General features: G+C 56.2%; 23 protein-coding genes. 22 read left to right on the forward strand and 1 reads right to left on the reverse strand.

Annotation, left to right across the window (positions count from 1 at the left end; all coding sequences use genetic code 11):
* Positions 1 to 28: 28 nt before the first annotated feature.
* Genes BTO32_RS00755 through BTO32_RS00775 form a run of 5 tightly spaced genes read left to right on the forward strand, consistent with a single transcriptional unit; the run spans position 29 to position 4767 of the window.
* Positions 29 to 1204, forward strand: a complete 1176-nt coding sequence (locus BTO32_RS00755; protein ID WP_175618619.1) for a peptidoglycan-binding domain-containing protein — start codon at positions 29 to 31, stop codon at positions 1202 to 1204.
* A 30-nt stretch (positions 1205 to 1234) separates the two neighbouring features.
* Entirely contained in the window at positions 1235 to 3562 is a 2328-nt protein-coding gene (locus BTO32_RS00760) for a GAF domain-containing SpoIIE family protein phosphatase (RefSeq protein ID WP_076722538.1), read from the forward strand.
* On the forward strand, positions 3559 to 3987 hold the full coding sequence (locus BTO32_RS00765; RefSeq protein ID WP_076722539.1) for an ATP-binding protein: 429 nt from the start codon (positions 3559 to 3561) through the stop codon (positions 3985 to 3987). The genes BTO32_RS00760 and BTO32_RS00765 overlap by 4 nt, the downstream gene beginning before the upstream one ends.
* Entirely contained in the window at positions 3978 to 4346 is a 369-nt protein-coding gene (locus BTO32_RS00770; RefSeq protein WP_076722540.1) for an STAS domain-containing protein, read from the forward strand. The genes BTO32_RS00765 and BTO32_RS00770 overlap by 10 nt, the downstream gene beginning before the upstream one ends.
* Before the next feature lie 22 nt (positions 4347 to 4368).
* Entirely contained in the window at positions 4369 to 4767 is a 399-nt protein-coding gene (locus BTO32_RS00775; RefSeq protein ID WP_076722541.1) for a hypothetical protein, read from the forward strand.
* Positions 4768 to 5045: 278 nt separating this feature from the next.
* On the opposite strand, the gene BTO32_RS00785 is transcribed toward BTO32_RS00775, so the two are convergent.
* A complete protein-coding gene (locus tag BTO32_RS00785) occupies positions 5046 to 5930 on the reverse strand; it encodes an EAL domain-containing protein (protein ID WP_084206733.1) in 885 nt (294 codons plus the stop codon).
* Between the two features lie 506 nt (positions 5931 to 6436).
* Between BTO32_RS00785 and BTO32_RS00790 the strand changes: the two genes are divergently transcribed.
* The 17 genes from BTO32_RS00790 to pgm all read left to right on the forward strand — a co-directional run bounded on the left by BTO32_RS00790 (position 6437) and on the right by pgm (position 24643).
* The gene (locus BTO32_RS00790; protein ID WP_076722544.1) at positions 6437 to 7909 is read left to right on the forward strand and encodes a capsule assembly Wzi family protein; all 1473 of its coding nucleotides are present in this window, start codon (positions 6437 to 6439) and stop codon (positions 7907 to 7909) included.
* Positions 7910 to 7966: 57 nt separating this feature from the next.
* Positions 7967 to 9427: an undecaprenyl-phosphate galactose phosphotransferase WbaP gene (wbaP, locus tag BTO32_RS00795; protein WP_245820248.1), complete on the forward strand. Its 1461-nt coding sequence runs from the start codon at positions 7967 to 7969 to the stop codon at positions 9425 to 9427.
* A gap of 112 nt (positions 9428 to 9539) precedes the next feature.
* The gene (locus tag BTO32_RS00800) at positions 9540 to 10661 is read left to right on the forward strand and encodes a polysaccharide export protein (RefSeq protein ID WP_076722545.1); all 1122 of its coding nucleotides are present in this window, start codon (positions 9540 to 9542) and stop codon (positions 10659 to 10661) included.
* Between the two features lie 4 nt (positions 10662 to 10665).
* Positions 10666 to 11109: a low molecular weight protein-tyrosine-phosphatase gene (locus BTO32_RS00805; protein WP_076722546.1), complete on the forward strand. Its 444-nt coding sequence runs from the start codon at positions 10666 to 10668 to the stop codon at positions 11107 to 11109.
* Between the two features lie 6 nt (positions 11110 to 11115).
* Positions 11116 to 13329, forward strand: coding sequence for a polysaccharide biosynthesis tyrosine autokinase (locus tag BTO32_RS00810; RefSeq protein ID WP_076722547.1), 2214 nt, complete (start codon positions 11116 to 11118; stop codon positions 13327 to 13329).
* 436 nt (positions 13330 to 13765) lie between these two features.
* Positions 13766 to 14623 carry a hypothetical protein gene (locus BTO32_RS17630; RefSeq protein ID WP_139338997.1) on the forward strand — a complete coding sequence of 286 codons (858 nt, stop codon included), beginning with the start codon at positions 13766 to 13768 and terminating at the stop codon, positions 14621 to 14623.
* Positions 14620 to 15498, forward strand: coding sequence for a sulfotransferase (locus BTO32_RS00820; protein ID WP_076722549.1), 879 nt, complete (start codon positions 14620 to 14622; stop codon positions 15496 to 15498). Before BTO32_RS17630 ends, BTO32_RS00820 begins: the two co-directional genes overlap by 4 nt.
* On the forward strand, positions 15488 to 16312 hold the full coding sequence (locus tag BTO32_RS00825) for a sulfotransferase family protein (protein ID WP_076722550.1): 825 nt from the start codon (positions 15488 to 15490) through the stop codon (positions 16310 to 16312). The genes BTO32_RS00820 and BTO32_RS00825 overlap by 11 nt, the downstream gene beginning before the upstream one ends.
* A complete protein-coding gene (locus tag BTO32_RS00830; protein WP_076722551.1) occupies positions 16290 to 17114 on the forward strand; it encodes a glycosyltransferase in 825 nt (274 codons plus the stop codon). The genes BTO32_RS00825 and BTO32_RS00830 overlap by 23 nt, the downstream gene beginning before the upstream one ends.
* Positions 17111 to 17692, forward strand: coding sequence for a phosphoribosyltransferase family protein (locus tag BTO32_RS00835; RefSeq protein ID WP_076722552.1), 582 nt, complete (start codon positions 17111 to 17113; stop codon positions 17690 to 17692). The genes BTO32_RS00830 and BTO32_RS00835 overlap by 4 nt, the downstream gene beginning before the upstream one ends.
* Positions 17689 to 18288: an HAD family hydrolase gene (locus tag BTO32_RS00840; RefSeq protein ID WP_076722553.1), complete on the forward strand. Its 600-nt coding sequence runs from the start codon at positions 17689 to 17691 to the stop codon at positions 18286 to 18288. Before BTO32_RS00835 ends, BTO32_RS00840 begins: the two co-directional genes overlap by 4 nt.
* A 48-nt stretch (positions 18289 to 18336) precedes the next feature.
* Positions 18337 to 19407: a dTDP-glucose 4,6-dehydratase gene (rfbB, locus tag BTO32_RS00845; protein WP_076722554.1), complete on the forward strand. Its 1071-nt coding sequence runs from the start codon at positions 18337 to 18339 to the stop codon at positions 19405 to 19407.
* A gap of 35 nt (positions 19408 to 19442) precedes the next feature.
* Complete coding sequence (gene rfbA / locus BTO32_RS00850; protein WP_076722555.1) at positions 19443 to 20324, forward strand: glucose-1-phosphate thymidylyltransferase RfbA; 882 nt, start codon at positions 19443 to 19445, stop codon at positions 20322 to 20324.
* Positions 20321 to 20863: a dTDP-4-dehydrorhamnose 3,5-epimerase gene (gene rfbC, locus BTO32_RS00855; RefSeq protein WP_076722556.1), complete on the forward strand. Its 543-nt coding sequence runs from the start codon at positions 20321 to 20323 to the stop codon at positions 20861 to 20863. Before rfbA ends, rfbC begins: the two co-directional genes overlap by 4 nt.
* Positions 20860 to 21729: a dTDP-4-dehydrorhamnose reductase gene (gene rfbD / locus BTO32_RS00860; RefSeq protein ID WP_076722557.1), complete on the forward strand. Its 870-nt coding sequence runs from the start codon at positions 20860 to 20862 to the stop codon at positions 21727 to 21729. Before rfbC ends, rfbD begins: the two co-directional genes overlap by 4 nt.
* A 32-nt stretch (positions 21730 to 21761) precedes the next feature.
* Positions 21762 to 23069, forward strand: a complete 1308-nt coding sequence (locus BTO32_RS00865) for a flippase (protein WP_076722558.1) — start codon at positions 21762 to 21764, stop codon at positions 23067 to 23069.
* A complete protein-coding gene (pgm, locus tag BTO32_RS00870; RefSeq protein ID WP_076722559.1) occupies positions 23066 to 24643 on the forward strand; it encodes a phosphoglucomutase (alpha-D-glucose-1,6-bisphosphate-dependent) in 1578 nt (525 codons plus the stop codon). The genes BTO32_RS00865 and pgm overlap by 4 nt, the downstream gene beginning before the upstream one ends.
* The last annotated feature ends 47 nt before the right edge of the window (positions 24644 to 24690 follow it).

The following is a 24690-nucleotide window of genomic DNA, read 5'->3' on the forward strand; positions in this document are numbered from 1 at the left end:
CATTTCGACAATGCGAGGCAAAGGCACTGTGTGTAAACACTACTGGTGGCCGGTCATGGCGGTGGCCCTGTCCGGTTGCGCCCTTCAGGCGACGGACCCCGGCCCGAAAGTCAGCGGCATCTATGCTTACGAAGTGTCTCCCCGGACGCAGCCCACGGCCCCGGAGCCGGCCGCCGGGGCGTCCGGGCCTGTGGCGGTTTCCGGGGAGCCCGAGACGCCGGCTGCGGCGCCCTCGGAACCGACGGCCAGGAGCGGCGACGAAGAGCCTGCGCCGGCGGATGGCGGTGCGGAGCCGGTGCCGGCGACCACGGCAACCGCCGGAGCAACGGTCCCGGCGTCGGAAATCGACATCCAGCCTGGCCAGTGCTGGGTGTACGCGCAGATTCAGCCGCGCCCGGTGCAGGAAAGCGTGGAAGTGAAGGTCCGGGATTCCGAAGTCCGCCTGGAAGTCACCCCCGCCGAATTCCGGCGTGGCATCAAGGAAGTGGTCACCAAGGAAGGCACCCGGACCTACCGTGTCAGGCCCGCCACCTACAAGGAAGTGACCGAACAGGTGTTGGTCAAACCGGAAACCACGCGGCTGGTGGTTGAGCCGGCCGTGTATGAGGACGTGGAAGAAGAGGTGGTGCTGGAAGAAGCCCGTACCGAGCTGAAACCGTGTCGGACCTCCGGCGCGGCGGCCTACGCCAGCCACTCGGCGGCGTTTGGTTTCTGCGCCGTGGAGATTCCGGCCCGGACCAAGACGGTCAAGGTGACCCGACTGGTCAAGCCGGAGACCACCCGGACCGAGGTGGTCCCCGCCGAGTACAAGACCATCACCCGCTGGGTGGTGGATCAGCCAGCGGAGATCATCCCCGTCACTACCGACGATGAAATCAATACCCTGGAGGTCACCGAGCTGGTGGAACCGGCCCAGACCCGGGAACGGGAGGTGCCCGCCGAAACCGTGTCCATGCCCGTGAAGCGCTACGAGGGCAAGCCCCGCATCGTGGCCCGGCAGGCGGTGTGCGACCGGGATCTGACCAGCGACAGGGTGCTTGAGCTGCAGAAAACCTTGGCCAGCCTGGGCTATCACCCGGGTGAACTGGATGGCCTGTTGGGGCCAAACACCTTGTCCGCACTGTCTGAATACCAGGTGGATCATGGCCTGGCTTCCGGCGCCATCACGCTGGAGACCGCCGAGCGCCTGGGGATTCTCGATTAGAACCGGCCCCGACGAAGGACCCGATATGTCATGACCCCGCAAGCGATTTCCTGGCCGCTGCTGTCGCTTGCGGCGGCACTGGCGGCGGTCATGCTGCTGCTGTTCCTGCGCTGCCGACGCCAGGCCGCGGCGCGCCGGCTGGACCTGGAAGCCCGGCTGCACGACCTGCAGCGCCAGTATGCCTCGTCCCTGGCGGACACCCGGGCCCTGCTGAACCAATTGCCGGAAGTCATTCTGATCTTCGAGCGCCAGTGGCCAAAGCTGCTTTTCGCCAACCGGCAGGCCCTGGAACTGTTCCAGTGTGAGGACGAACACGCGTTGATGGAGCGGGTGTTCAGCCGGCCAGACCACTGGCTGCCGACGCCCCACAGCCTGCTGGACTTCGAGCAATGGCTGGCCACCGGTCGGGATTTGGGGGTGGCTCGCAAGGAATGGTGCTTCGCCGTCGGCTCCGGAGCCAGCGTCTGGCTCGATTGCGAAGTCAGTAACACGGTCTTTGCGGCCCATCCCGCCCGCCTGTTTTCCGGCGCCAACATCCATCATCGCAAGATGGAAAGTCTGGCGGACCGGCTCCGGGAGCGGGCGCTGGTGGGTATCAATGAGGGCAAGCCCGTCGAGCGGCTGCTGGATACCGCCATCAAGCTGATCGAAGTGCAGCAACCCGGTGTGCGCTGCGTGATTTCGCTGTACGACCAGCCCAAGGACCTGCTCGTCACCCACGGCAACTCCGGATTCGCCCGGGATTTCCGGCGCTGGATACCCAGCGTGCCAGCCCGCTACGGCGCCACCTCTATTGGTACGGCGGCCCACACCCGAAATCGGGTGATCTGCGAGGCTTTGCACCAGGATCACCGCTGGCAGGGCCACCGCCAGGTGTACGAAGAGCTGGGCGTAGACGCGGCGTGGTCCGAGCCGGTGCTGGATCACGCCGGCAACCTGCTGGCGGTGATCACCCTGTTTAGCGAGACCAGCCGGCAGCCCGATGGCGAGCTGCTGCGTCAGTTCTCCTCCGTGGTTTCGCTGGTCGGTCTGGGCATCGAGCACCAGCACTGGAAAAGCGCGCTGGAAGCTTCGTCCGCCAATGAACGTTTTATCCGCGACATTGGTATGGAGATCGTGAACATTCCCGCCGATGACTACGTCGGCGGGTTGACCGCCGTCGGCCGCCGGCTCCAGGCCCATTACGGCCTGGGCGCGCTGAGTATCTGGGAAGTCCGGCCGGCCAGCCAGTCACTGGAACCGGTGGCGGGAACCGTCGTGATGGGGGACGAGGAGACAGAGCCGAAGCTTTCAGCCCTTCCGGTGAGTCGGTTCGAGGCCATTTTCGGAACTCCGACCCCGGAATACCTGACCGTTAACGATGAGTTGTATGACGAACTCTGCCTTTCCGACCAGGGTAAGCCGGTGTTGGTCATTCCCCTGTACAGCGACGAGCAGCAGGGCCCCCTGCTGGGCTTCGTCTCAGTGGAGGCCCGCTATCAGTTCGTACCCACCGCGACCATCGAGTATCTCCGGGTGGTGGGATCCGTGCTCAAGACCAGCCTGATCAACCGGCGCCTGATGGCGTCCCTGTCGGCATCGGTGGAGACGGAAAGGCAGGCCCGGGAAACGCTGGAAAACGAACTGAGTGTGGCCCGGAATATCCAGATGTCCATGGTGCCGGGCGCGGGCGCTTTCCTACAGCAGTACCGGGCCTGGACCATCGAAGCCTGGCTCAGTCCGGCCAAGGCGGTGGGCGGTGACTTCTATGAAGTCATCCAGCTTCCGGACGGCCGGCTGCTGGTGGCGGTGGGAGACGTTTCCGACAAGGGGGCGCCGGCGGCCCTGTTCATGGCCCGTACCGTCAGCCTGCTGAATTTTCTCGCCCGCTCCCACGACGGCGACCTGGTCCGGATCGCCGGTGCCCTCAACGACGAGCTTTGTCGCGCCAACGACGCGTGCATGTTCGTCACCATGATGCTGGGCGTGCTGGACCTAGGCTCCGGCCTCACACGCTGGATCAACGCGGGTCACAACCCGCCGCTGTATGTGGATACGCTGTCCGCCCCCGGATTGTGGAGTGAAAGCGCCGGGCCGCCGTTTGGCTTGTACGAGGGCACGTCGTATGGCACGGAGACGCTGCGGCTCCAGCCTGGCCAGAGCCTGATCCTGTACACCGACGGCCTGACCGAAGCCTTCGACCCGAACGGGCAGGCCTTTGGCGAGGACCGCCTCGTCAACATGGGCTACCGGGCCGCGAATCAGGCCGAGGGACTTCTGGACTACCTGAAAACCCAGCTGCTGGAGTTTACCCGGGACGCGCCCCAGTCGGATGATGTTACGCTGCTGACCATACAGCACCACGGTACCAGGCCATGAAAATCACCATTCGCCCCCAGGACACGACCGCGAGTATTCTCCAGCGGGTCCAGGAGCAGTGTCCGATGGTGGGTCGCCACGAAGAACGGTTTATCGATTGCTGTACGATAATTGATGAGTTTCACGCCAATATGCGAGAGCATGTTGCGCCAAAATGTCATGATTTCGAATGGCATTTATCAGTGACATGCTCGGACCGTGGAATTACACTGGTATTCCAGTACCACGGGCCATGTTTCGATCCAACCCAAAGCCCGGATATCGAACCTCAACCGATAGAACTCCGGCGTATTGGCGGGCTCGGCCTGGCCATTATTTCGCAGCTGAGCGACAGCATGGACTATGTTTACGAAAACGGGCTCAACACGCTCACCATTGACCTACAGGTAACCGGCGGTACCAAGGAAGATCCCACATGTCACTGAAAATCGTTGAGAAGCACATCTCGGAAGAAACCGTCGGTGTCGAGCTCCAGGGGGCATTGGACAGCGATACGGCGCCCGATCTCGAACACTGGCTGGAGTCGGCTGTCACGCCGGACACCCGGGTCGTGGCCTTCAACATGGCGGGTGTCACGTTCATCAGCTCCGCGGGGCTGCGGGTGATATTCAAGACCCTGAAGCAGATGAAGGCCCGGGGAGGGCAGGTCAGCGTGTCCCAGATGAGTCGGGGAGTCCGGAAAGTCTTTGAAATTGTGAAAGTCATGCCGGATCTGACCGTGTTTGCAAGTCAGGCGGAAATGGACGACTATCTGGAAGCCATACAGAAGCGGGAACAGGACTGAGACACGGAGGAGGTGGCGCGTAATGGCGGTCGTTTTGGACGGGACCCTGGGCATCCAGCGAAACCAGAGCGGTGATATCGAAAATATCATCTGGTTTCTCTATGGCCTGCCAACAGACAGTGGCGCCCCGAAGAATGCGGTGTTTCTGAATGAGTCCTTTGGTAAAAGCTCTCCCCAGATGATCTCATTCGAGATGGCTGGCGAAGAATATGTCGTCTATGCTGATTGGGATACACAGGTGGATACAAACCAGGCTGCGGAAGTTAAACAGTTTTATAAAGAGTACGGGTATATTCTGATTTCTGCTCTGCAAAAGGATGCCAACATCAACCAAGGTTTGCTACGCCGGGAATGGATTACGCCTGTAAAGTATTATGAGGATTATGTGACAATGGCGTCTGAGATGGCGGAAGCTGGCTGAGACTGTCAGGTTGCCAAATCCAACAGCACTGGAGAGTGTCATGCACCACCAATACGAAGAGCACTATCGAGCCGCCGTCGAGGCGATGATCAGCCGTGGTGTCGATGTGTACCTGCTGGATGGCAGTGCGCTGAGGGCGCGTTCCAGTGAGCTCGCTGAAGCTGAAGAGGGTGGGGAGCAGGCATTCCCCCGGTACATGGCGCCGGCCTTCCGGCAGCAGTTGCAGGTTCTCTGTCGCGGTACCCTGGCCCTGACGCCCGATGCGGCCGAGCAATTGTTCAAGCGCGGGAAATCCGAGGCCGGAGCTGGTGTTGCGACACGCCCTCGGACCACAAGTCGGGCCTGACGGCCCGCGCATCCTCGTGTAGCTGCCCGATCAGTGTCACCACCTCCGCGAGCGGCAGGGGGCGTGACAACCAGAAGCCCTGGGCGCTGTCGCAACCCAGTGCCCGGAGCGCCTGCCACTGTTCGCGAGTTTCCACCCCTTCGGCCGTAACTGAAATCTCCCCTTGTCTGGCCAGATCAATCAGCCCGGCTACCCGTCCGTACCCCGCTGGCGTACCCAGCCGGGCAACATCGCGTTTGTCGATCTTGATTTCCCGGACCGGCAACGCCGTCAGCAGGTTGAGGGTGGCGTGCCCACACAGGAAATCATCCAGGGAAAGATCGATGCCATAGTGGGACAGGGCCTCGAAACCTTTTCGTACCACGGACAGCTGATGAATCGGTGCGGTTTCCGTCAACTCGAACATCAGCTTTGGGTGGGGCCTGGAGGAAAGCAGCCCCTTGACCGACTGCAGGAACCGGGCATCCTGGGCGCTGACCGCCGAGACATTGATCGACACCGTCTTCAGGGCCCTCCGGGTTTGTGCCGGTAACCGGGCCAGTTGCCTCAGTGCCTTCTTCAATACGTGGAGATCCAGTTCCGGGGCCAGCCCTTCACGCTCTGCCAGGCGGATAAAGCAGTCGGGTCGCTGCCAGGGCGCACTGGCCCCCGGCCATCGTGCCAGCACTTCGACCCCGCACACGGTACCCCGGGCGCAGTTGAACTTGGGTTGAAACACCAGGTCCAGCCCTTCGGAGTCCATAAGCGCCTTGAGTTGACCGGCCTGCTGGTCAGTGGAGGGGAGCGGGCTCCCGGAGGGCTGGGCGCGCTGAGTCATGGGTGGTTCCTCGTTATAGTAGAGGTGTATAGATACTAAACATACTACCTGTTACACAAAATTACAAACGGTGTCCAAGGTATTTTTGGATATTCGACGAAAAACGTGCAAGTCACAAAATTATCGTATAACCTAATGTATACAAATCAGGAAAACGTGAGGTCGTTTCCGCGTGGCTACTCCGTCCAGCACGCATCCTGGTTTGTTGCGTCTCCTTGGAAACAGGTTGTTGGATGTTGGTTGTCTGGAACCTGGAGACAAAAGCTGTTCTACTGTGCTGCCCGCGGCTCCCCGCCGCGGGCTTTTTTTGTTAAAAAACGGTAAGTTGTTGCAAGCTCTCCCGTTTTCGCCCAGGTGGTGGTGGCTGCGCAGTAACTTGCTTGTCATGTTGTGTCACGTAAAATCGTCACACTCCTGAAATATTGACAATCATCTGACAGGGACTGCGTCGGAGCTTTCCACCCCGGTGTTCGCCCACAGGCCCTGTCCATGGAACAGCACAGCGTATGACCTTAAAACACTGGGCCCTGGTTAGTGGGGCGGTAGCGTGCCTGAACGGCTTGGGTTCTCCTCTGGTCCTTGCATCCCCCTGGGTTGAACCCGGCGATGCCTATGGTCGCTTCAGGCTGCAGCAGGCCGCCGATCAGGGCCGTCTGGACGCCACCGTAACAACCTGGCCCCTGGCCCGAAGCAATGCCCGAAACACGCGGCCCTCGGGCGAGTCCCGGGATCAGTCACTCTGGAACGACCTGGCGGGCAACATCGGCGGCTCCGCCCGCGTGACTTTCAGCGGCCGCACCGCCCCGGATTTCGTCCGGGGATTTGGTGGCAGCGTCCGGACCGCCGGCGAGGTGGATAGCACCCTCGAGTACATCGGTGACACCTGGGCGCTGGCGCTCAGCCCTTCCTATGTTCCCGATCCAGCTGATGACGAAAAATTAAGGCTGGACGGCAGCTACCTTGCCACGACCTTCCACAACTGGACCGCCGGTGCCGGTTACATCGACCGTTGGTGGGGCCCCGGTTGGCAATCCAGCCTGATTCTGTCCGATAACGCCCGCCCCGCGCCTTCTGTGTGGCTGGATCGCCGCAACACTGACACCTCGTCGTCGCCCTGGCTCAGCTGGTTGGGACCCTGGCAGTTCACCGGCTTTGTTTCCCGCCTGGAAAGCGAGCGTTATGTTCCCGATGCCAATCTGATTGGCATGCGTCTGAATTTCCGTCCGCTGGACGGCCTGGAGGTGGGGTTCTCCCGGCTGATTCAGTGGGGTGGGGAAGGTCAGCCACAAAGCCTATCGAGCTTCTGGGACTCGTTCACCGGCAAGGATAACTACGGTTCCAACGGCGAGCGGCAGGACCCGGGCAATCAGCTGGGTGGCATCGATCTGCGCTACGGATTTTCTGTGAGCGAGCGCACGTTTGGTCTCTATACTCAAGTGGTGGGGGAAGACGAAGCGGGCTACCTGCCCTCCCGTAAGGTGTATCAGCTTGGGTTTGACTGGACCAGTCGCCTGCTCGGGGGCCAGCAGCAGTGGTATCTCGAAGGCGTGGATACCCTGTCGGAGAGCCTGTTCGGTGGGGATTCCCGGCCCAACTACGCCTATGAGCACTTCAACTACCGGAGCGGCATGCGCTATCTGGGCAGGAATCTTGCTACAACGTTTGACTCCGATGCCCGGGCGGTCACTCTGGGTGTCTACCACTTTTCCGCTCCCGAGGTGCAATGGCAGTTGGCTCTGACCTGGGCCGACCTGAATCGGGAAGGGGGCGTTCGGTTCAACAAGGGCGCCGGAACCGAGGTCGACTACGCTGTTCCCGCGTTTAATCAGGAGGTGGTGATGCTGCAGATCAGCCATACCCGCCCGGTGGCAGTGGGAGAGATAACCGTCCAGATCGGTTTGCTGTCCGACGATGTCGTACTTGCGGATGACCGGGTCAGTGAGTTGTCCGGTGCCCTGGAATGGCGCATTCCTCTTTGAGTCAAAAGTTAAGGTGATTTCAATTAGAGACAAGGGAAGGGTCTGACCGTGCTGTTAATGAAAGATGGACTGAACGCGACCGGTGAAGCCGCTCCGAATGCCCTGGAGTGCTTTGGCGAACCCGCCAGAAAATCAAAATATTCCCGGGGCGTGCAGGCGCTTGGACTGATGCTCGCTGAGGGGGCCGGGGTTGGCCTTGCTTTGGCTGTTGCCAGTCAATTTGTTCCTATTGGCCGGCTGTATGATCTGTCTTTGCTGGCGCTGTCCGCGGGTGTTTTTCTTTTCCTTCAGCTGAAGAAAAGTCATTACACCAAGAGAAAACCATTCTGGGACCAACTCTACGGCCTGCTTGAAACCTGTTTGCTGCTGGCACTACTGACGGCGGCGGTGCCCACGTTCGTTGGTAAAAGCAGCTCCAGTATATGGCTGGTTTGGGCCATTGCACTCGTCACGGTCCCTGTTCTGCGGTTTGGTGCCGTCGCGGTCATGTCGGTGCTGGGTGTCTGGCAACGACCTACCGTGATTGTCGGGGATGGTGCCAACGCTGTCGAGACAGCCAAAGCGCTCATGCAGGACAAAACCCTGGGTTATGAGGTCATTGGCTTTTTGGCCGCGGGGCAGCCCAAGGCACCCCGTATCGAGATTGGCCGCCGCGCTTACCCCGTGGCTCCGCTTGGAGGGAATCCGGAAGCGACATTGAAATTGCTTGGATACCCCCATGTCATCATGGCCCTTGAGCGTGGCGGGCTGGATCGCATGAAGTACTATTTCGACAAGCTCAACCTCGTGTACCCCAGGCTGTCGGTTGTTCCTGCTCTTCGGGGCATTCCCCTGTTCGGCATGGATGTGGACAGCTTCTTTAGCCACGAAGTCATGATGCTCAATGTACGGAACAACCTCTGCCGGCCGACCTCCAGATTGATGAAAAGAGTGTTTGATATTGTTGGCTCCGCTGTGCTGTTGATCGTTTTGGCGCCGGTTTTTGCCGTCCTCTGGTTCCTGGTTAGGAAAACCGGGAAGCAAGTTATTTTCGGGCATGAACGTATCGGGAAAAACGGCAAGCCATTCAAGTGCTACAAATTCCGGTCAATGGTCATGAATGCCAATGAGGTTCTGGAAGAGCTCCTTCGCAACGACCCAGAGGCAAGGGAGGAGTGGCATCGAGAATTCAAGCTGAAGAATGATCCCCGCATAACGCAAGTCGGACATTTCCTTCGGAAAACGAGCCTGGATGAGCTGCCACAACTTTGGAACGTGCTGAAAGGTGATATGAGCCTTGTGGGACCTCGCCCGGTCATTTCCGAGGAGATTGAGCGCTACGGGGAAAAATCGCAGCATTACCTGCAGGCAAAACCCGGCATGACAGGGCTCTGGCAGGTTAGCGGGCGGAACGATATCGATTACGACTCTCGGGTGTATCTGGACACGTGGTATGTGAAGAACTGGTCCCTATGGAGTGATATCGTCATTCTGCTGCGAACCGTCCGGGTCGTGCTGGGGCGCAACGGCGCGTACTGATGAAGTGCCGGCTTCATTTTGAAACAAAGGTTTGATTGAACCCCTTATGTCTTTTTCGCATCATTACTGGCTTCGTATCCCCTTAACCCTTCTAACTGGAACACGTGCTTCAATGAAACCTCTTGTCGCCGTCCTGCTGCTTGCCCTGGCCAGCGGCTGTACCGTTATTCCCGGATCACACATCCCCTCCGGACAATCCAGCTGGTATAGCACGGACGACGAATCGAGCGTCGACCTCGAAGAGCAGGTGGACATTTACGCCATTACCCCGAAACTCCTGGCCAGCCAGTTCGCCGCCGAAGACGTTCAGCCCAAGCTGAATGAACAGCTGGAACTGGAAATCCAGGGGTACGACTATGTGGTTAACCGGGGCGATGTCCTCAACATCACTGTTTGGGACCATCCGGAACTGACCATCCCCCAGGGCTCTGACCGTAGCCCCTCCGAAGCAGGCAACTGGGTCCACAGCGATGGCAGCATTTTCTATCCCTATGTCGGAGAGGTTCAGGTCGCGGGGCTGAAGGTCACCGAGATCCGTGAAATTCTGCGTGAACGACTCAGCGAATACATTCAGTCACCTCAAGTGGACGTGACCGTGGCCGCGTTCCGCTCCAAGCGGGTGTACATCACCGGCGAGGTGCAGAAGCCGGGTACCCTGCCCATCACCAATGTGCCCCTGACCCTGCTGGAAGCAGTCTCCCGCGCCGGTGGCCTGACGGAATTCGCGGACTGGACCGACGTCACCCTGACCCGCAACGGCAACACCACCCGCTACTCCCTGCGGGAGCTTTACAAGCAGGGGGATACCCGCCAGAACATTCTGCTGCGCCCGAACGATATCGTGCATGTGGCCCGGAACGATGCCGCCAAGGTGTTCGTCCTGGGTGAGGTTGTTGAACCCAAAAGCATCAACTTTGGCCGTAGCGACATCACCCTGGCGGATGCGCTGACCGAGGCCGGCGGGTTCGCACAGGCCACCGCGGACGCCAGCGGCGTGTTCGTGGTTCGTAAAGCGCCGGAAGGGTCTGGTAAGGTGGCGAACGTTTATCAACTCAATGCCCGGAATGCCACCGCGCTGGTGCTGGCCGACCAGTTCAAGCTTCAGCCCCGGGACATCGTGTACGTGACCGCCGCGCCCATTGCCCGTTGGAACCGCCTGATCGCACAGATTCTGCCCACCGCCCAGGCGATCTACTTCTTTGCCCGGGCCGAAGACGAGGTGACCAACAACTGACGCCATGTTCAAACACGTACTTGTCATCTGTGTAGGCAATATCTGCCGAAGTCCCATAGGGGAATACCTGCTCCGTCATAAGCTCCGACACAAGCCGGACCTGACCATCGAATCCGCCGGCATCGGAGCCCTGGTTGGCAAACCGGTGGATGAAACCGCCCAGGACCTCCTGCGGGAACACGGCATCGATGCCGGTGACCACCGGGCCCGCCAGGTAACCGCCGATATGCTGGCAAAAGCGGATCTCATCCTGGCCATGGAGGAGAAGCACCTGAAGTACCTCTACGACATGGCCCCTCAGGTTCGCGGCAAGGCATTTCTGATGGGCAAATGGCTGGGGGACCAGCCGGTGCCGGATCCGTACCGGCAGCAACGTCCCGCCTTCGAACACGCTTTCAAACTGATCGACCAGGCCTCAGACGCCTGGCTTAAATTTCTGGACAAGTAAGACTCCATGACCGACACCCCCAAAACCCCTCAACGCACCGACGAAGACGAAATCGATCTCCTGGCCTTGCTCGGCACCCTGTGGGACGGACGCTGGCGGATTGCCGCACTGACCCTGGTCTTTACCATGATTGGAATCATCTACGCCCTGCTTGCCACACCGGTCTACCGTGCCACCTCCCTGGTACAGGTAGAGGAAAAGAGCGGCTCCCTGCCCGGCATGGAGGATCTCTCCAGCCTGCTGGGCTCCTCGTCGACCGCCACGACGGAAATCCAGCTCATCAAGAGCCGGGCGGTTCTGGGGCAGGTGGTGGACGACCTGCACCTGGACATCGTGGTGGAGCCCAACTATTTCCCGGTCATAGGCAAGGCCGTGGCTCGCCGTTTTGTCGGTTCGGAGGGCGAACTGGCGGAGCCGCTTTTCGGTGAGCGTTTTGCTTGGGGGGGCGAAGACCTGAGCATATCCCGAATGGCTGTGCCGGATGTTGAACTGGGGGAGCCGTTGGTGCTGGAGGCGACAGAAGAGGGCTGGCGTCTGTACAACAGTCAGGCCGAACCGGTCCTAGAAGGTGTCGTTGGCCAACCGTCGGAGGCCGGCGACTACGCACTGATGGTCCAGGCCCTGACCGCCCGCCCGGGCACCACCTTTGAGGTGACCAAACGCCGCCGGTACAGCGCCATCGCTGAGCTTCAGGAGGACATTTCCGCGAGTGAGCAGGGCAAGGATTCCGGCATTATTGCGCTGAGCTACGAGAACGAGGACTATCGGCTGGCGGAGCAGGTGCTGGATGAAGTCGGGAACAACTACGTACGCCAGAACGTGGAACGTAACAGTGCCGAAGCGGCCAAGTCCCTCGAGTTCCTCCGTAACAAGCTGCCGGAAGTGAAGCGGGAGCTGGAAGCGGCGGAAGAACAGTTGAACGAATACCAGATTCGCGCGGAAACCATCGACATTTCCGCCGAGGGCGAGGCCATTCTGGACCAGGTGGTGGAGCTGGAAAAGCAGATCTCCCAGCTTGAGATTCAGCGCGCTGAGATTGAACAGCGGTTCCGGCCCACCCACCCCCGGTATAAGGCCTGGCTGTCCCAGATGCAGGAACTGAAACAGCGCCGCGAGGAACTGGACAAGCGCATTGGCGGCTTGCCGGAGACCCAGCAGGAGCTGATCCGGCTGCGCCGGGATGTGGAAGTGGGTAACGAAACCTATCTGCAGATGCTCTCCAACATCCAGCAGCTGGACATCGCCCGGGCCGGTACCGTGGGCAACGTTCGCGTAGTGGACGCTGCCGCCGTGAATGTGGAAGAGCCCGTAAGGCCCAAGAAGGCTCTGGTGGTGGCCGTGGCCTTCCTCCTGGGCGCGTTTATTGGTGTGGGTGTTGTTCTGATTCGGGCTGCGCTGAATCGTGGTGTAGAAAACCCTGAGCAGATCGAAGCCCTTGGCTTGCCTGTCTACGCCGGCATCCCCCTATCTGAAACCCAGCCCGAATTGGGGCGAGGGGGCAAACATGGCAGACGTTCCAGTGCGCATCAGACCAACCTTCTGGCGGTGGAGAACCCGGCGGATTTGGCGGTGGAGGCACTTCGGAGCCTGAGGACCAGCCTTCATTTCGGGATGATGGACGCCAAGAACAACATCCTGATGATCTCCGGCCCCAGCCCGGGCGTGGGAAAAACCTTTGTCTCCACCAACCTGGCGGCAATCATGGCCCTGGCGGACCAGAGGGTCCTGCTGATCGACGCGGATATGCGCAAGGGTTTCTGCCACGAAATCTTCAACACCAGCAACGACCGGGGCCTTTCCGACGTACTGTCCGGCCAGTGCTCCGCGGAGGAGGCGATTCACTGCTCAGACATGGCCGGCTTCCTCAGCTTCATGCCCCGGGGCACCGTGCCGCCCAACCCCTCCGAGTTATTGATGGGGCAGCGGTTTGATGAGCTGGTCCAGAAACTGTCGCCTCAGTACGATCTGATTATTATCGATACGCCTCCGATTCTTGCTGTCACCGACGCCGCGATCGTTGGGCGGCACGCAGGCACTACTATGCTCGTAGTTCGGTTTGGGACGAATCCAGTCAAAGAGGTGGACCTGACTCGTCAGCGTTTTGAGCAAAATGGTGTATTTGTAAAGGGGGTTATTTTCAATGCAGTAACTCAGAAAAATAGTGCTCAAAGATATGGTTATTACTCTTATGAGTATAGGAGTGTAAATAATAGCAGTTGACTGCTTTTGAAGATAGATTGCCGATATTTAATGTTCATTGGGGAGTTGGTTGTGGCTGATTTTTTGTAATGTTTGAGTTTGATTTTTTTAAACATTAAAAGCTTCTGGGACTTATAATGTTTTGGTCATTTTTTTTATTTTCTATTTTTCTGCTTTGGCGGGTCTCAAGGTTTAGGTTTGGAGCTGTTTTTGTCTTTTCTGTTTTGTATGTTGTTGGGTACTATGTTGGTATTCCTTATTATCTGTCGGCAGAGAATCTTGATGAAAAAACTTCGAGGTTGTTAGTTCTTTCTTCTTCATTGTTTCTTATTTCCTTTCTTGCTGGTGCTTATCTTTCCGAAAAGACAGTTAATTTTGATTTTATAGGGCGTTTTTTTATTATGGTATTATTAAGTTTCCCGGCGAGTTGTCTGTTTATAAAAAAATAAGGGTATTTTTGGTAGTTGCATTAGGTTTTATTGTTGGGGGTTATTACTTTAGGTATGGTGTCCCCTACTTTTCTAATAGTCCAGATGAAGCTCGATTCAAAGCGGCGGCTGGAGCTACACCATTTTTTTTTCTGCTTACTTATTTGTCGCCTATGTATGTATTCATTTTAGTCGGCAATAAAGGAACTGCTGTTAAATTGGTTTCATATTCTGTTGTTTTAATCGTTTCATTTTTAACAGCTTTCAAGTCGGCTCCAGCAAAACTTGTTTTAGCATATATGATAGCAAAGGAGAGGTACTATTCTCCAAAGCTCGTCTTGAAGGTTTTCTTTTTTTTGGCGCTTCTTGTTTTATTTTATGCTATTACTTATTTGAAGTATAGGGGGCTGGATGCCGATCAAATATGGCGGAATGTTTTTTTCCGGTTGTTTTTTGTTAACATAAAGAATGCTGTTTATGTTTTAGAAAATTTTAACTATTCGTCGGGCTTTTTGTGGGGTGGTGCTTTTTTGATGGACTTAACAAATTATCTGCCTGGCAGTGGTGATACCTTTGGTGTCTGGCTTAACAAACAAATATATGGATATGAAAATGTTTCTACAAACCCATCTTTTACTGCTTTATGGGCAGACATGGGGTGGTACATGATAGTCCCTATGTTTTTTATGGGTATTTCTTTTCAGTCGATTGATAAGATTTTTAAAAAAATAAAATTAAATGGCAGTGAAAAGATTTTTTGGGCTTTTTTTGTCTTGACGCTAGGTTTTAGCAGTACTAACCCATATGCCAAGAATTTATACTTTACAGCCCCATTTATAATTTATTTGATTGTCACAAAAATCTTTATTTTGATGAGGTTCAAATGAATGTCGTTCTAGTGAATGGCTACGGTCGTAGTGGAAGTACTGTTATAGAGGCCGTTCTCTCAAAAAGATCAGAAATTTTCCCTGTGGGAGAAATGAGAAATATATGGGAAAGGGGACTACTTGGGTATAGGTGCTCTTGTGAAAGGTCAATTCTGGATTGTGATTTTTGGTCAAAGGTTATTGGCTCGGTTTCTGATGAAAAGTCGCTGGCCGATTTTTTTTTAAAGATGGAGTCTATTAGGTATAAGTACGATAGAATAAGAAATTTTTGGAAAATTCAATCTCTTGAACGTGTCCCAGATGACCTTCAATGGTATATCAAAAAGCATGAAGAGATGTACGAAATAATTTGTGATGAGTCGAATAAAAGTATAGTTCTTGATAGTTCAAAAAATCCAACTCATGCTGCAATTTTGTCCAAATCGAAAAGGATTAACATAAAAAATATTCACTTGGTTAGGCATCCGCGAGCTGTTGTTTATTCCTGGTCCAGAAAGAAAATAAGAAAAGAGTCGCCAGATTTGTCTTTTATGCCTAGGCACTCATTTTATAAGTCCAGTGCATTATGGTTAGTAATGAATGCTCAATCAGAAAAGGTTATGGGTGAAAATTTTTTTCTTAGGTATGAGGACTTTGTAAACTCGCCGGAGGATGCTATTAAAAGTTTGCGAGAATATATTGGATGTAGCGGGCATGGCGAACCTGTGAATAATTTGCATACTATAGGTGGTAATCCAGTTAAGTTTGATAGTGGTTTTACTAATATTAAGCCCGATATGGAATGGAAAAAGAAGCAGCGTAAATTAGATGCGGCGCTTACATGGGCTATGACGTTTTGGATGGCAAAGAAATACGGCTATAGTTATGATGGTTAATTTCTTTTTTGTCGGCCCCAGCAAAACTGCATCCACTTGGGTGTATCAGGCTTTGTCTGAACATCCAGAGTTTAGTCTGCCAAAAGCGAAAGATATTTATTTCTTTGATCAATTTTTTGATAAAGGCGTTGAGTGGTATCACAATCAATTCGAAGGGTGTGACTTCAGCAAGCATGTTGGGGACTTTTCCCATGATTATTTGATATGCTTTGATGCCTTAAAAAGAATAAAAAATTATAATGAAAGTGCAAAAATTTTGGTCTGTATTCGGAATCCATATGAGAGAACAGAGTCTGGAATTCGATTTCTTCAAAGAAATGGGTATGGTTTCGGGCGTGTTGAAGAGCTTATAAACAAGCATACGGAACTTGTTGAGGGTTCTCTTTACGGTCGAAATATCAGTGAGCTTTATAAGATTTTTGAGAAAGAGCAAGTGATGTTGCTGGAGTACGATACCCTAAAGGCTGACCCGGTGGCTTTTTTAACTCAGATATACGAGTTTTTGGGTGTTTCTTATTTTTCACCATCTGTTCTTGGGAAGGTTGTCAATAAGGCTAGGCCTGCAAGGTCAAGGAAGCTGTCGTATCTTGTTAAAAAATGTGCTCTGCTGGCTCGGCGCTTAGGTCTCAGCAATTTGGTGGGTTCAATAAAAATGAACCCGATTGTTAATAGGCTTCTTTATAAAGATGCTGAGCCAGAGTTTGCGTTAACGCAATCCGACAAAAAGCTTCTTTCAGGATTTTTTGATAAAGACATTGATCTACTCAGCGAAATAACGGAGAAAGACTACAGTGCCTGGAAATACAAAGAATGATACCGTAGTTCTTATCCCAAATTTTAATGGTGGTGAAGCTCTTTTTAAAACAATATCCAGCATAGAGTCAGCTGAATCTGTGGATGTTCTGGTTGTTGATGATGGAAGTGACGTTCCTCCCACCGAAGATGATCTTTCTAAAGCCTTCAAGGCCTATGGTAATGTTAAGCTATTCAAGCTCGGGCGAAACCAGGGAATTGTTGCAGCACTCAACAAGGGCTTGGAAATAGCAGAACAGGAAAACTATTCGTATGTAGCCAGGTTGGATGCGGGGGACAGAAATCAGGGGCTGAGATTTTCTAAGCAACGTGATTTTCTAGAGAAGAATCCTCATGTTGCCCTGGTTGGTTGCTGGGTGGAGTTCATAAACCCAGATGGGGATCATTTGTTTGTTTTAAAACATCCTGTGCACGGCGAAGAGATAAAAAAAGCAATTTATCGGTACAATCCATTTGTCCACCCCGCAACAATGTTTCGGCTACAGGCGGTTCAAGCGGTTGGAGGATACCCTGACGACTATCCAGCTTTGGAAGACTGGGCATGTTTCCTTGAGCTTTCAAAAAAGTGGGATTTGGCCAATTTGCCGGAAGTCTTACTCCAGTATGAAGTGAGTCCTAGAAGTATTTCGACGACAAAAAGGTTTAGACAGTCCAGAAGCAAGGTTAAGCTTCTTTGGGATAACTATAATTTTTCTATGAATAGTACGGTTGGTCTGATCAAGAATTTTCTTATTTTGGTTTTTCCAAGAGGAGTTCTGACTCATTTGAAGAAATATATTTATAGAAGAGGCCCGGAGTCATGAAGGTGCTGGATGCTGATGATGAGATGCTTAAGAGCTTTTGCTCGGAGGCCATTGACTTTTTTAATCTCGGTGAAAAACGCAGCGTCTTAATTATAGGTGTCGAATCTGGAGGCGTGCCCATAGCGGAAGCGTTGTTTGAAGAGGTCAAGAATCTGACTAGGACCTCAATTTCGTTCGTCAGGTGTTCTCGGCCTTCCACCAAGAAGAAAAAAGAGGGAGTGATCGGGCGTATTTTTAGATCTGTCATTCGGATTTTGCCCAAATTTTTTCTGAATTTTTTGAGAAATGTGGAACACTCTTTTCTTTCATTAAAGCGGTCTCCAGAAAGGGAGGTTACTTCAATTCTGGCGGACTACTCTGAATACGACACTGTAATTGTGGTAGATGATGCTGTTGATTCTGGCTATAGCTTAAAATCCGTCGTCTCCCATATAATGGATTTGGCAGCCGGTAATGCATCTGATGTATCTGTTCGTTCTGCGGTATTTGTTGTCACTCAGGAAAATCCTGTGTTTGAACCGGATTTTTCCTTCAAAAAAGGTGTGTTGGTTCGTTTTCCCTGGGCGTTGGACGCATGAGTAGGCGTGTAGTGGTGTGCGATTTTGACGGCACGCTGGTAAGAGTCAACTCGTTTCCTTTGTGGGTTTTATCTATAGCGAAGGGTTTTCTTCTGGAGTTCAGGCCTTTTCTTTCAGTCAAAGTCGTTTTTTTACTTGTTGTTCGTAAGTTGGGACTGGTGAGCCACTTTGATTTCAAAAAAAATCTGGTGAATCTGAGTCGATTTTTAAATAATGACTATGTTTCGAGCTCACTTTCCCGGCATGTGAATGATCGAGTATTAGATTTTTTGAATTCCTGTGAGGGGACTAGGGTAATCTCATCTGCAGCACCTCTGGTTTATCTTGAACATACTGTTGATTTAATTGGTGTGCATGTCTCTCATGTCATTGGCAGTACCTTTGTCGGTGACGATTTTTTCGAAAATTACTCTGAAAACAAGGTCGAATCACTGAAGCAGGTATGCCAGGACCCCAAGGACGTGGTCGTTATCACAGATCACTATGAAGATTTGCCGTTGATGAAGATCGCATCAAAGGTTTATCTGGTCTCTCCTTCGGAAAAAACCCTTCGTGTAGTGGAGTCGGCTGGTATCCAATACGATATTCTTTGCTAGGTGCTAATAGGCATACGGTCTTATCGCCCAAAATTGGCTGTTACTTAAATGAACGCTCGAATACTCGTCACTGGTGGTTGCGGCTTTATCGGTTCCGCTTTGGTCCGTTTTCTTGTCGGACAGGGCCGGTATGAGGTCGCCAATCTGGACAAGCTGACCTACGCGGCCAACCCCGAGTCGTTGGGGCCGGCGGCGGATTCGCCACGGTATCGCTTCTACCAGGCGGACATCTGTGATCGGCTGGCCGTCGAGCGGGTCTTCACCGAATTCCGGCCCACGGTGGTGATGCACTTGGCGGCGGAGTCTCATGTGGACCGGTCGATCGAAGGGCCGGCCGCATTTGTTCAGACCAATGTGGTGGGCACCTGCGTGTTGCTGGAAGCCGCCCGACACTATTGGATGGGACTGTCTGCCGGGGAACGTTCCCGGTTCCGCTTTCTGCATGTTTCCACGGATGAGGTTTACGGCGATCTGTCCGGCTCGTCCGATCTGTTTACCGAGGCAACACCTTACGCTCCCAGCTCACCCTATTCGGCCTCCAAGGCCGGTTCCGACCACTTGGTGCGAGCTTGGCACCGGACCTACGGGTTGCCGGTGTTGGTTACCCATTGCTCGAACAACTACGGTCCCTGCCAGTTTCCTGAAAAGCTGATTCCCCACATGATCCTGAATGCTCTGGCAGGCAAGCCGTTGCCGGTGTATGGCGATGGGGCCCAGATTCGGGACTGGCTCTATGTGGAGGACCATGCCCGGGCTTTGGTAGAGGTGGTGCTCCATGGCGAGGTGGGGAGCACCTATAACATCGGAGGCCATAATGAGGTGAAGAATCTGGACGTGGTGGAAGCGCTGTGTGGTCTCCTGGAGGTGCTGGCGCCCGAGAAACCGGTGGGCGTGAGGGCGTACCGGGATCTGATCACGTTCGTTCCGGACCGGCCTGGCCATGACCGACGGTACGCCATCGATGCTGGCAAGATCGAGCGGGAGCTGGGCTGGGCGCCCAGGGAGACATTTGAAACGGGCTTGCGCAAGACCGTACAGTGGTATTTGGACAATCGGCCATGGTGGCAACGGGTGTTGTCTGGGGCCTACCGGCTGGATCGTATCGGTAAACCGGAGTGACCGGGGCGCGTGTGTGATGACAACGAGGGCAGGGCGTGACGAGATATAAGGGCATTATCCTGGCCGGGGGCGCGGGTACGCGACTGCACCCCATCACTCTGGGTATTTCGAAGCAGTTGCTGCCAATCTACGACAAGCCGATGATTTATTACCCGTTGTCGGTGTTGATGCTTGCCGGGATCCGTGAGGTGTTGGTCATTTCCACGCCCAATGATTTGCCCGGCTTTCAGCGCCTGCTGGGCGATGGACACCAGTTTGGAATCCACGTGACCTACGCTGAGCAGCCGTCTCCCGATGGCCTGGCCCAGTCGTTTCTCATCGGTGCGGAGTTCATTGGAAACGATAACGTATGCCTGGTGCTGGGGGACAACATTTTTTACGGGCAGCACTTCTCCGACAAGCTGGCCCAGGCTGTGGCCCGGCCAACCGGAGCGACGATTTTCGGGTATCACGTAAAGGACCCGGAGCGTTTCGGGGTCGTGGAGTTCGGACCGGACGGCCAGGTACTGGGTATCGAAGAGAAGCCGGCGAAGCCGAAGTCCAACTACGCGGTAACCGGGCTGTACTTCTACGACAATGATGTGGTGGAGATCGCCCGGGCCATCCGGCCCTCCGCGAGGGGCGAGCTTGAGATTACGGATGTCAACCAAGCCTATCTGGAGCGGGGAGATCTGAGTGTGTCGTTGCTGGGGCGCGGCTTCGCCTGGCTGGACACCGGCACGTACGACTCGCTGATCGATGCGGGGCAGTTTGTTCAGACGGTTGAGCATCGACAGGGCCTGAAAATTGCCTGCCTGGAGGAGATAGCCTTTCGTAAGGGCTGGATCGGCGTCGGGGATTTGCGGGCCCAGGGCGAAGCACTGGGCAAAACGGGCTATGGGCAGTATCTGTTGCGGCTGGTGGGGGAAACGTTGTGAACGTCATCCCGACACGGCTGTCAGGTTGCGTGGTGATCGAGCCACAGGTATTCGGTGACCATCGGGGGTTCTTTCTGGAAACCTTTCAGGCCCAGCGCTACCGGGAGCAGGCGGGTATCGATCTGGCGTTTGTCCAGGACAACCATTCCAGGTCGTCGCGCGGTGTGCTTCGAGGGCTGCACTTCCAGTTGCGCCGACCCCAGGGCAAACTGGTTCGGGTGGTACACGGCGAGGTGTTTGATGTCGCGGTTGATCTGCGCCGACGTTCACCGACATTTGGTCAGTGGGAAGGCGTGTATCTGAGCGGAGACAACAAGCGGCAGGTATGGGTTCCTCCCGGATTTGCCCATGGTTTCCTGGTGTTGAGTGAATTCGCGGACTTCGAATACAAGTGCACGGATTACTATGACCCCAGCGATGAAGGTGCCATTGTCTGGAACGATCCGGACCTGGCCATCCAGTGGCCATCCGGGGTCGAGATAACACTGTCGGACAAGGACGCCCAGGCCCCCACTTTTCGGGAGTTTTGCCAGGCATGAAGCTTCTGGTCACGGGTGCGAATGGGCAGTTGGGCCGGTGCCTGCTGGACCGGCTGGCGGACAGCGATGACCGTGTGGTCGCGCTGGGCCGGGACGGGCTGGACATTACCGACCGCAGCGGGGTAAACGCCAGGGTCATGGCGGTGCGCCCGAATATCATCGTCAATGCGGCTGCCTACACGTCGGTGGATCGGGCCGAAACGGATCGGGAGACCGCCTGGGCCGTCAATGCCGAGGGGGTTGAGCATCTGGCGCGGGCGGCCAACCGGGCCGGGGCGGCTCTGGTGCATGTGTCCACCGATTATGTGTTCGATGGCACCCTGCGTCGTCCGTATCTGGAATCCGATATGGCCAATCCCGTAGGCGTGTACGGTGCCAGTAAACTGGCCGGGGAGCAGGCGGCCCGGCTCGCGGATCGGCACCTGGTGGTCCGCACGGCCTGGTTGTTCAGTGAATATGGCCATAACTTTCTCCGGACCATAATCCGGCTGGCCCATGAACGGGACACGCTGTCCATCGTTGACGACCAAGTGGGCACTCCCACCTACGCCGGCGATCTTGCCGAGGCTTTGGTGGCGCTGTGCCGGGGCAGGCCGGAGAGCGGGGTCTACCATTTCTCGGGCGGTGAGCCCTGCAGCTGGTTTGGCTTTGCCCAGGCGATCTTTGCAGCCTGCAGCCAGGTGTCTGATACATTCCCTTCTCCCAGGCTTGTGCCCATTGCGTCGTCGGACTTCCCAGCACCGGTGCAACGCCCGGCCTATTCGGTGCTGGATGGTGGCAAGCTCCGGCGTGAGGCGGGTGTTCCCCCTGGCAACTGGCGGCGAGCGCTGGTGCCACTGTGCCGGAAGATCCTGCCGACCGGGTGACCGGAACGCCCTGTGTTGTTCAAGAGGAAGGTATGAACGTCAGGTTGGATGGGGTTGTACTGCAGTCGCTGGTCGCGTTGTTCGTCAAGGGATTCGGGGCGGTTGCCGCGTTTCTTATGAACCTGGTGCTGGCCCGGACCTTGGGGGTTGAGCAAAGTGGTTATTTCTTTCTGGGGTTTACCGTGGTGACCTTCCTGGCGGCGGTGACCCGTTGCGGCTTTGACAACGTGATTCTGCGTCATACCGCAGCGGCTCGTTCCCAGGGAGACACTCAGGCCGTGCGTCAGCTCTTTTTTCGGGGTGCCGGCGTAACCCTGGTGGTGTCCGGGTGCGTGGCTCTGGCACTCTGGCTGGCGTCGGATGACCTGGCCCGTAGGGTGTTCAATAAGCCGGAGTTTGGTCCCGTACTGGCGGCCATTGCGCCGGGCGTGGTCACCATGGCGGTGTTGTGGCTGCTGGCGCAGAGCTTTCAGGGGTTGGGGCGGGTGTCGTCGGCCATCATTGCGATGAATGTGGCCGCCAATATGGTGCTGGTGCTCATTGTCTGGGGTACCGGAGTATCGACGGGCGAGCAGGCGGCGCTGGCTTACAGCCTGGGGTCGGTGCTGGTACTGGCCGGCTTTTTGATGTTCTGGTACCGGTCCGTGCGGGGGACGGCGTCAAACGCACACTACGACACGTCCCTGCGTACCATGCTCGAATCGGCCTGGCCGCTCTGGATCGTGCTGTTGATGAATCAGCTGATTCAGTGGACGGGGCAGTTTGTCGGCGGTGCCTATCTGCAACCCGAGGAAATCGCGCAGCTGGCGGTGGCTCAGCGGACCGCGCTGCTGGTGAGTTTTATCCTGATGGCGGTCAATATGGTGGTGGCGCCCCGGTTTGCGGCACTGCACGCGGCCGGTGATATGCCGGCGTTACGCAACATGGCATTGACGGCGGTCCGGCTGATGGCACTGGGCGCCACGCCGGTTGTCGCAGTGATGCTGGTGTTCCCGGAGTTTCTGATGGGGCTGTTCGGCGCCGGCTTTACCGGGGGCAGCCCCTTGCTTCAGGTGCTGGCCCTGGGGCAGTTCGTGAATGTGCTCACCGGATCCGTCGGCTACCTGCTGAGCATGTCCGGCCATGAGCGGGATTTGCGTAACACGCTGCTGCTGGTGGCTCCGGTCAGCGTGGCAATTACGTTTATTCTGGTTCCGCTCTACGGCGCGCTCGGCGCCGCAATCTCCACTGCGCTGGCGGTGGGGGCGCAAAACTTGCTTGCGGTTTACTGGGTCAAGCGCAGGCTCGGTTTCAATACACTGGCCGTTTGGCGTTCCAACGTCAGGAGTCCAAGACCATGACCATCGACATTTCCAACCTGCTGTCCGCATATTCCGGCGATACGCCGGATCCCTCGAATCCGGCCGAACGGGTCAGCTTTGGGACCTCCGGCCACCGGGGCTCATCCTTGCGCCGTAGCTTCAATGAGCACCACATCCTGGCGATTGTCCAGGCCGTGGTGGACTGGCGATGGCAGCAGGGGATTGACGGCCCCATGTATCTGGGCAAGGACACCCATGCCTTGTCCGGTGTGGCAATGAACTCGGCCCTGGAAGTCCTGGCTGGCAATGGTGTGGTGGCACGGGTGGACGCTGAATCGGGCTATACACCCACGCCATTGGTTTCCCATGCCATTCTGGTGCATAACGCGGCGGGAGCGGGCGGCCGGGCCGACGGCCTGGTCGTCACGCCGTCCCACAATCCTCCCGAGGACGGTGGCATCAAGTACAACACTCCGGACGGCGGGCCAGCCGCGGCCGAGGTCACAGGCTGGATTGAGCGCCGGGCCAATGAACTTCTGGAACAGGGGCTGGCCGGTGTAAAACGTGTGTCGCTCGCGGCCGCCCGGTCGAGTGCGGAGCCCTGGGACTACACAGGCCAGTATGTCGATCATCTGGGCGATGTGGTGGATATGGCGTCCATTGCCGCCAGTGGCCTGAAGCTGGGGGTGGACCCGATGGGGGGGGCGTCCCTGGCGGTATGGGAAGCGATCGGGAAACGCTACGGGCTGAACCTGGAGGTGGTCAACCGCAGGCAGGATCCGGACTTCGCCTTCATGCCCCCGGACCATGACGGCAAGATCCGGATGGATTGTTCGAGTCCGGCGGCGATGGCTAATCTGCTCAAGATCCGGGCCCGCTTCGATCTTGCCTTCGGCAATGACCCGGATGCGGACCGGCACGGCATCGTGGATGCTGGCGGGCTCATGAACCCCAACCATTACCTGGCGGTGTGCGTGGATTACCTGCTAGGGCATCGCCCCGCCTGGGACGAGGGGTTGGCCATCGGCAAGACGCTCGTGTCTTCCTCTATGATCGACCGGGTGGTGGCTGGCCGGGGTCGGGTGCTGTATGAGGTTCCTGTGGGTTTCAAGTGGTTTGTGGAAGGGCTGCACAGCGGCCGTCTGGCCTTTGGCGGCGAGGAGAGTGCCGGGGCCAGTTTTTTGACCTTCTCCGGCCGGCCCTGGAGCACGGACAAGGACGGAATTACCCTTTGTCTGCTGGCGGCGGAGCTGATGGCCAGAAGTGGCCTGCGGCCCAGTGACTATTACGCCGGGCTGACGGCGCGTTTTGGCGCGCCTGTGTATCGTCGCAAGGACTTCCCAGCAACGCCGGAGCAGAAGCAACGCCTGAAATCCCTGACGCCAGACGATCTGCCCTTTTCCGAGCTGGCCGGCGATCCGTTGCGGGAGGTTTCCATCCATGCGCCGGGGAATGGTGCTCCGATCGGGGGCCTCAAGGCCACGACTGACAACGGCTGGTTCGCGGCCAGGCCCAGTGGTACCGAGGACTTGTGCAAGATCTACGCGGAAAGCTTTGTTGACGAGCGGCATCTGGAGCGGATTCTGATGCAGGCGGAGGCGTTGCTTGGGTAGCTTACGACTTTACCGCCAGGCGGCTACTCGGTACATTCCGGAATCTT

It is taken from the genome of Marinobacter lutaoensis, from assembly GCF_001981305.1.
Classification (GTDB): Bacteria; Pseudomonadota; Gammaproteobacteria; order Pseudomonadales; family Oleiphilaceae; genus Marinobacter; species Marinobacter lutaoensis.

Excerpts from the sequence above, each read along its gene's own strand:
- BTO32_RS00770 (WP_076722540.1), top strand. The coding sequence starts at position 3,978 with ATGTCACTGAAAATCGTTGAGAAGCACATCTCGGAAGAAACCGTCGGT.
- BTO32_RS00820 (WP_076722549.1), top strand. The coding sequence starts at position 14,620 with ATGAATGTCGTTCTAGTGAATGGCTACGGTCGTAGTGGAAGTACTGTT.
- BTO32_RS00790 (WP_076722544.1), top strand. The coding sequence starts at position 6,437 with ATGACCTTAAAACACTGGGCCCTGGTTAGTGGGGCGGTAGCGTGCCTG.
- BTO32_RS00760 (WP_076722538.1), top strand. The coding sequence starts at position 1,235 with ATGACCCCGCAAGCGATTTCCTGGCCGCTGCTGTCGCTTGCGGCGGCA.
- pgm (WP_076722559.1), top strand. The coding sequence starts at position 23,066 with ATGACCATCGACATTTCCAACCTGCTGTCCGCATATTCCGGCGATACG.
- BTO32_RS00840 (WP_076722553.1), top strand. The coding sequence starts at position 17,689 with ATGAGTAGGCGTGTAGTGGTGTGCGATTTTGACGGCACGCTGGTAAGA.
- rfbB (WP_076722554.1), top strand. The coding sequence starts at position 18,337 with ATGAACGCTCGAATACTCGTCACTGGTGGTTGCGGCTTTATCGGTTCC.
- BTO32_RS00775 (WP_076722541.1), top strand. The coding sequence starts at position 4,369 with ATGGCGGTCGTTTTGGACGGGACCCTGGGCATCCAGCGAAACCAGAGC.
- BTO32_RS00800 (WP_076722545.1), top strand. The coding sequence starts at position 9,540 with ATGAAACCTCTTGTCGCCGTCCTGCTGCTTGCCCTGGCCAGCGGCTGT.
- BTO32_RS00865 (WP_076722558.1), top strand. The coding sequence starts at position 21,762 with ATGAACGTCAGGTTGGATGGGGTTGTACTGCAGTCGCTGGTCGCGTTG.
- BTO32_RS00825 (WP_076722550.1), top strand. The coding sequence starts at position 15,488 with ATGATGGTTAATTTCTTTTTTGTCGGCCCCAGCAAAACTGCATCCACT.
- rfbD (WP_076722557.1), top strand. The coding sequence starts at position 20,860 with ATGAAGCTTCTGGTCACGGGTGCGAATGGGCAGTTGGGCCGGTGCCTG.
- wbaP (WP_245820248.1), top strand. The coding sequence starts at position 7,967 with ATGAAAGATGGACTGAACGCGACCGGTGAAGCCGCTCCGAATGCCCTG.
- BTO32_RS00835 (WP_076722552.1), top strand. The coding sequence starts at position 17,111 with ATGAAGGTGCTGGATGCTGATGATGAGATGCTTAAGAGCTTTTGCTCG.
- BTO32_RS00810 (WP_076722547.1), top strand. The coding sequence starts at position 11,116 with ATGACCGACACCCCCAAAACCCCTCAACGCACCGACGAAGACGAAATC.
- BTO32_RS00805 (WP_076722546.1), top strand. The coding sequence starts at position 10,666 with ATGTTCAAACACGTACTTGTCATCTGTGTAGGCAATATCTGCCGAAGT.
- BTO32_RS00785 (WP_084206733.1), bottom strand. The coding sequence starts at position 5,930 with ATGACTCAGCGCGCCCAGCCCTCCGGGAGCCCGCTCCCCTCCACTGAC.
- BTO32_RS00765 (WP_076722539.1), top strand. The coding sequence starts at position 3,559 with ATGAAAATCACCATTCGCCCCCAGGACACGACCGCGAGTATTCTCCAG.